This window comes from Polaromonas sp. P1_G4 (assembly GCF_056405475.1).
Map to the genome: position 1 here is coordinate 1 of NZ_JBFUCA010000232.1, position 6452 is coordinate 6452.

Genomic DNA, 6452 nt, shown 5'->3' on the forward strand with positions numbered 1-6452 from the left:
TCGTAAGGCACCGACACCCGCATGCCCAGGCTGGCGGATGTGCAGGGCGGGCTCGCCACCACCCCGCCCGCGGTTCTGCGGCTTTGGATGTAGCTGACGCTCGCGAGCGCACCCGGGGTTTCTGAAGGGCTCACCATGGCTCGCTGCAGCGGAAGGCCGCTACGGTCAGCGGACACTTCTACCAACTCCTTCGCGGTGACTTTGGAGCCGTCGCTGTGCACCCAGCGCGAGCGCAGGCCCGGGTAGTACGTGACGGTCTGGCCATTGCTGTCCTGCAGCCGCAGCCCCGGTGACTGGAGCAGCCAGGCGTATTCATAGGGCGCACGTTTGATGGCCTGGCACTCATACAGGAGGTCGCCCTTGCCCTGGGCTTCCAGCACGGCCTTGTGGCCCGCCGGCACGCGTATGGCTTCAGGCAGGGTCTGCTGGGCGTTGTAGGGGTTGGGCAGGCGCACGCTGCAGGCGCCAAGYACCCCCACTGCGCCGGTGACCATGAGCACGCTTCGCAGCAGGGCGAAGCAGGGAGCGCGAGAGGCTTTGGTGTTCACGGCAGGTTCCAGGTGAGGGGCGATGGTCTCAGGCACCAGTAAAACACAATGAGCCAGGCCCGCTGTAGGACGCTGAAGGGAATGGGTGCGGGCAAAGGTCGGCAGGTTTGACGGGGTAGGGTCATGGCGCATTGGAAGCGTCCAGCCGGTATTCCATGCCGGTGCCCATGCCGATGTCGTGAGGCAGCTCCATCCCAGTGCCAAATCTGGCTGTAGCCCAATAAGAATAAGCGCGAGAAGCTATAAATTCAGTAGCAGGTTGATTCTGCCCACGCCAGAAAAAAAGCCCGCAGACCAAGGGCCTGCGGGCTTTTGGGGTCCATTGCCGCTCTGCTTCAAGAGGCTTTCCAGAAAATATAGTCGGCCTGGTAAGACGTTGTCAGCTTGTCGCCGAGGTCGGATTGCGTGCAGGCCTTGCTCAGGTCTTGCCCGCCCTTGGTCTTGATGCGCTGGATGTAGGTGATGTTTTGCAGGACGCCAGGCGTGGCGCCCGATGCACCGGTGGAAAGCTGGTTCGGCAGGTTGGTGGCGCCTATGCGGGGCGCCAGCGCCACCTGCGTGCCGACGACGCTGGAGCCGTCGATGTGCGTCCAGGTGGCAGGCGGGCCGGAATATTTCGCGACGGTTTTGCCGGTGCGGTCCAGCAGGTCAGCCTCGGGCCTCACGAGAACCCAGCCGATGGTGCCAGCCGTGTCGGCGTTGGCCTTGCACTCGTAATGAAGCAGGCCGCTGGCGGTGGTTTCAAGCGCCACAACATGCCCGGGCGGCACCTTGACCGATGCGTCCAGCGGGTCCTGCGTGTATTCCTTGGGAAGCGGCGCGACACCGGAGCAGGCGGTGATCAGCGCGGCAGTGCCGGTAACCATGGCCAGCGTGACGGCAACGCTCTTGCTGTAGGCCCAAAAGGTGTTGTGTGTGCTTTTCATGAAGGCTCCTCGGGTTGTTGTTTTGCCTGCTTGCCAGTAAAGCCCGCTGAAATGTAAACATCTGTAGGACGCCGCGCAGCCTCATTGCCAGCGCCTTGCCGGACCGTTTGCGGGCAAATGCGACAGCTCAGGCGATACGCCAAAAAGACAGTCAGGCAACAAGCCCAAGCGGCAGCCAACCGCCCGTAAAAAAGCCCACAGCGCCGGCCTTGCGGCAAGCCTGCGGGCGTAAGACCAGCCCCGCCTGACTTCAGAGCTGGCGGCTCACCCTGGGAGATGCGGGTGAAGGGTATCGGGCGCGGGGAAGTGCCTGTGCGAACCTCCCTGCGCCTTCCTGCGCTTACATCGCCTTGTAGAAGATGTAGCCGGCCTGGTACTTCACGACCTGTTTGGCGCCCATGTTGCCGGCGGCGCAAGGCATGGCGGGCGCAACGCCGCCCTGGGTGTCCACGCGCTGGATGTAGGTCACGCCGCTCATGGCGCCGCTGCCCATGGCCGGATTGCCCTTGACGAGTTGCAAAGGGATGTTGCCCATGCCGCCTGGGGCCACCGCGATTTGCGTCGCCGTCAGTTTGGAGCCGTCCATGCTTTCCCAGGTGGCCGGCGGGCCGTAGTATTTGCCGACCTGCTTGCCACTGCGGTCATTGAGCTTCGCGTCGGGCCCGACAAAGACCCATTCAAACTGGCCGGCCATGTCTTTTTTGGCATTGCACTGGTAGGTGATGTCGCCCTCGCCGACGGTCTCCATCGCGACCTTGTTGCCGGCCGGCACCTGCACGGCAGCCGGCAGGCCGGCCTGCGAGTAGGTGGGCATTATGGGCGACATGCTGCCGCAGGCGGCGAGCAGGGACACGAGCAGAACTGAAGCTGAGGCGGTGGCTGTGCGTAAAGTCATTATTGAACTCCTGGGTTTTTGTGAACCGGCCAGGCTGGCCGGCGTGTACCGGACGTCCGCCCTTGTTGTTGGCGATGTGGCGCCGGACGTCCCGTTGCTAGTACGGCGTAGCCAAGGCTATGGATTCAAAAGCAGGAAAGATGAGGCCTACTGTTGCTTGCTATCAAATTAGTAGCTGCTTGCGCAAGTTCCACTTGGGCTGGAGGCCGATTTGATGCATAACTCCCGCAGAGCCGGTTCTTCGGCGTATTCACCAGCGGGGGCCGCGGAACCGGCTTTGCCGGGCCGCAGGCGCCGTCYCCTTGAGGGGAGAACAGGCTACACGCAGTGAGCCTGGACAGGGGGAACCTCACTGCCCGAAGCGCGGGCCCTTGAGGAGAAAGTCGGTTTCCTCGGGCGTATCGGTACGCCTCAGCGCCGCGTTGCGGTAGGGGAAGCGTCCGAAGCGGGCGACGATGTCCCGGTGCTGGTGGGCGAAGTCAAGATTGCCGCGCAGGCGCTGCTTGAGTGAATCGGGCGCGTCGTCCACCAGCCGGGTGAAGCGCGCCACGCATTCATCCTGCAGCGCCAGGCTCTCGGCATGCATCAGCGGCATGTACAAAAAGATGCGCCCGGCCCAGGGCAGCTGCAGGTCGGTTTGGGCGGCCAGCGCTTCCAGCACCAGTTGCTGGGCTCGCGCGTCGCCGGCAAAGGCCTTGCCGGAGCCGCGAAAGACATTGCGTGTGAATTGGTCCAAAAGGATGACCAGCGCCAGGCGGTGAAGGGGCGGTTGCGCCCAGCCTTGCAGGCCGCCGTCCACGGCTGCCTCGACCGCATGGCCGAAGCGCGTGCGGATGTCTTCGTCGAGTTCGGCGCCACCGCCAAACCAGCGTTTGCCAAGGTCTTGCGTGGGCCAGTCTTTTTCGACACCGTCGCCCAGCCAGAAGTCCAGGACTTCGGCGGGCGTGGCGTGGTGGCGGGCAGGCGCCGTGCCGGAAGATGCGCCAGGGGGTGCGCCAGGGAATGAAGTGGGCTCGGTCATGACGACCGAAAGCTTAGCCTACCAGCGGTCGGAGCGCAGCTGCAGATCCCAAACACCCTTGCGGATCGAGTAAACGCCGACCACGCCGTAACGCTGCTCGCCCACCGAGTCCCACTTCATGGAGCCGGTAATCGGCGCGTAGCCGTCAAAGGTGCGCAGGGTTTCGGTGATCTTTTCAGGCTTGACCGAGTTGGCGCGCCGCATGGCGCCGGCCAGGATGTACATCGCGTCGTAGGTGTAGTGGCCGCCGTAAGCCGGCTCCCTTTTGAAGGTTTCCTGGTACTTGCTCAGGAAGGCCTTGCCGTTGACGAATTCCTTGGCGTCCAGGATGGGCGAAGTAGCGTAGATTCCCTTGACTGTGTCGCTGCCCTTGAGCATGTCGGTCGTCTTGATGGTGTCGCCGCCCAGGATGCTGATCTGCTGGTTGTAGTCGATCTTCTTGAGGGCATCAATCAGCGCGAGGATCTGGAAGTCGCCTTGCGTGGACACGACCACTTCGACATTGCCGTCCTTGATCTTGCCGGCCAGCTCGTCAAACTTGGTGGTCTTGTCGTCGGATGAATAGGTGACCACTACTGCCTTGCCGGCTTTCTTCAGCTCGACGGCCGCACCGGCGGCCAGGCCCTTGCCGTAGGTGGTGCCGTCATCGACGATGGCGAACTTGCTGGCGCTGAGCTGGTTGGCGGCAAAGGAGCCGATCGCGCGGGCCTGCAGGTTGTCGTTGGCGACCAGGCGGAAGGTGGTGGCCAGGCCCAGCTCGGTGAACTTGGGGTTGGTCGAGATGGCCAGCTGGGGAATGTTTTTGGCGGCATAGACCGGTGCGGCCGGGATGCTGACGCCCGAATTGAGGTTGCCGATCACGGCGACCACGCCGGCGTCGACGAGCTGCTGCGCGACTTCCACACCGGTTTTTGGATCAGACCGGTCGTCCATGGCCACGATTTCAATCTTGACCGTCTTGCCCTTGATCTGGAAGCCCTCCTTGTTGATCTCGTCCACGRCCATCTTCACGCCGTTGTGCAAGTCCTGGCCGAGCGCGGCGAGGTTTCCCGACAGGGGCTGGGCAACACCGATCTTGATGGTGTCTGGCGGGTTGTCACAGCCCGAGAGCAGGGCGCCGGCTACGGCAATGGCGGTCAGGCCGACCAGGGTATGGCGGCGGGATGCGAAGCTGTTCATCGTGAGAACCTTGGTGGTAATGTTGGTGTAACTGAATGTATATTTCACCTTCATGAAGCGGTAGTAGGGTTCACCCATCAGCGAATGAATGTACGAGTAGATAAGTTTTACTAATGATTCTTATTGGTTCGTTTCTGACTCAAAAATGCACCTGAAAGGCTCATTTTGGTTCACTTCGATGCGTGATCGCCAGGCGTGCCTGTGGCCCGTCTCACAAACCCATCGCCGGGGAATTCAGGGAAGCAGGTGCCTGCGCAGGAAGCTGCTGATCTTCTGGTCCACCTGGGGAAGCTCGCTGCGGTCAAAGCCGGGCGGGTCCAGCAGCAGGTCTTTGGCCAGGGCTGACATGGCATCGGCCGGTGGCGGCGGCGACAGCAGCGCACCGTGGCCGCCGGTGGGCAGGTCGGCCAGGTGTTCGCAGCGCTTGCAGGCCGCAAGCACCACGTCGCTGTGAAAACGGGGCACCAGCCAGCGGTCTTGCCGGGCGGTCACCAGTCCGAGCGGCACGGGCGGTGCGGCCAGCGAGGCCATGTCGAAATCGGCGGCCAGCGGAACGCCGGCAACCACGGCGCGAATGCGCGGATCGGTGTGGGTTTGCCAGCCTGCGTCGCTGAATCTTTGGCGGATCACTGCCAGCGCCACCGATTTTTTCAGGCCGTCCAGCATGCCCCCCGTGAGCCGGGTGGTCAGCCCGACGCAGGTGTGAAAGTCCTCGGCAATGTTGGCCTCGCAATGCCGGGCCAGCAGCGCCGGGGACCAGCGGCCGCCGGCGAGCGTCAGGGCGGTATGGCCGCCGGCCGACATGCCGTACATGCCGACCTTGTCCAGCGACAGGAGCGGTGCAAGGCGCTGGTCACGCGCTACCGCGTCAATGGCGCGGGAGACCTCGGCGGGCCGCTGCTTCCAGCTGTCGGGTCCGGGGGTAGACGGGTCCATGGCGTTGTCGCCGCGGTGCAGGGGAAACGCAACGACGAAGCCGTCTTCGACCAGGCGGCGCGCCAGGTCGGTGTACGTCCAGGGCGAGCCGCCCGAGCCGTGCGAGATCACCACGAGGCGCGTGTTGCCGCGCACGGGTTGGCCACCGCGATCAAGTTTGAGGGAATAGGAGCCGAACTGGGCCTGCCGGTCTTCACCGGCGGAAGGGTAAAAAACGCTGACGGGGCCATCGTCCTGCAGGCCGGGCAGTTCGGTGAATCCCATGCCGGCCTGCACGCAGGTGGCGGCGAGCAGCAACAGGCCGCTCAGGACATAACGGTGCATGGGTGTTCCTTCGTTTTCTGGGCGCCCGGGTGGGGCATTGTGTGCGTCTGAGGGATTTTCACCGGACTCCGTGCACGGACCGTCCTGCCACGGGCTCGTCAAAAAATGCTGCAGCTTTTCCGGGCGATGTGGAAAGTCACAGCAGGCCGAGCTGCGCCCACAGCATCTTGCCCAGGTAGCGGTCGGGCATCAGCGTGAACACGCCTGCCACCAGGCATGCGCCAATGTAGAGGGACTGCATGGCGCGGCGGTGGCCCGCAATGTTGCCGCGGCTCAAATGCCAGAACGCGCCGGTCAGGCTGAGCAGTGTGAAGGGCACCAGCAGGTGGATGGGTGTGTAGCCGGCGATATTGGGATAGTCATAGTCGCGGATGAAAACTGCCGTCGCGGCGGTGACCAGCATCATCGTCACGAAGGCATAACCAAAAGCCCGGTGCAGCTTGGGCCGCTGCAAGCGCCCTTTACGCGCCCACAGCGCGACGGGCCCAATGACGATGGCGGTGCTGGCAGCAAACAGATGAATGGCGATCAGCGGTGTCAGTTGCATGGCTGTGGCGACTGGCGGAAGGGGTAACAAATTGTGCACAGAAATACCACCCCTGTCCAGACTCACTGCGTGTAGC

General features: G+C 63.4%; 7 protein-coding genes. All 7 read right to left on the minus strand.

Annotated elements, in window-relative coordinates:
- Positions 1 to 548 (minus strand): DUF3455 domain-containing protein (locus AC1D1X_RS12845; RefSeq protein WP_477698403.1); only part of this gene is annotated, 548 nt, incomplete at its 3' end.
- A gap of 335 nt (positions 549 to 883) precedes the next feature.
- Entirely contained in the window at positions 884 to 1474 is a 591-nt protein-coding gene (locus tag AC1D1X_RS12850; RefSeq protein WP_477671539.1) for a DUF3455 domain-containing protein, read from the minus strand.
- Positions 1475 to 1814: 340 nt separating this feature from the next.
- Positions 1815 to 2369, minus strand: coding sequence for a DUF3455 domain-containing protein (locus AC1D1X_RS12855; RefSeq protein ID WP_477671540.1), 555 nt, complete (start codon positions 2367 to 2369; stop codon positions 1815 to 1817).
- A 349-nt stretch (positions 2370 to 2718) separates the two neighbouring features.
- Positions 2719 to 3390, minus strand: coding sequence for a DUF924 family protein (locus AC1D1X_RS12860; RefSeq protein WP_477671541.1), 672 nt, complete (start codon positions 3388 to 3390; stop codon positions 2719 to 2721).
- 18 nt (positions 3391 to 3408) lie between these two features.
- A complete protein-coding gene (locus tag AC1D1X_RS12865) occupies positions 3409 to 4569 on the minus strand; it encodes a branched-chain amino acid ABC transporter substrate-binding protein (protein ID WP_477698404.1) in 1161 nt (386 codons plus the stop codon).
- 234 nt (positions 4570 to 4803) lie between these two features.
- Positions 4804 to 5829, minus strand: a complete 1026-nt coding sequence (locus AC1D1X_RS12870; protein WP_477671542.1) for an alpha/beta hydrolase family protein — start codon at positions 5827 to 5829, stop codon at positions 4804 to 4806.
- A gap of 136 nt (positions 5830 to 5965) precedes the next feature.
- Positions 5966 to 6376 carry a DUF2306 domain-containing protein gene (locus tag AC1D1X_RS12875; RefSeq protein WP_477671543.1) on the minus strand — a complete coding sequence of 137 codons (411 nt, stop codon included), beginning with the start codon at positions 6374 to 6376 and terminating at the stop codon, positions 5966 to 5968.
- Positions 6377 to 6452 lie beyond the last annotated feature (76 nt).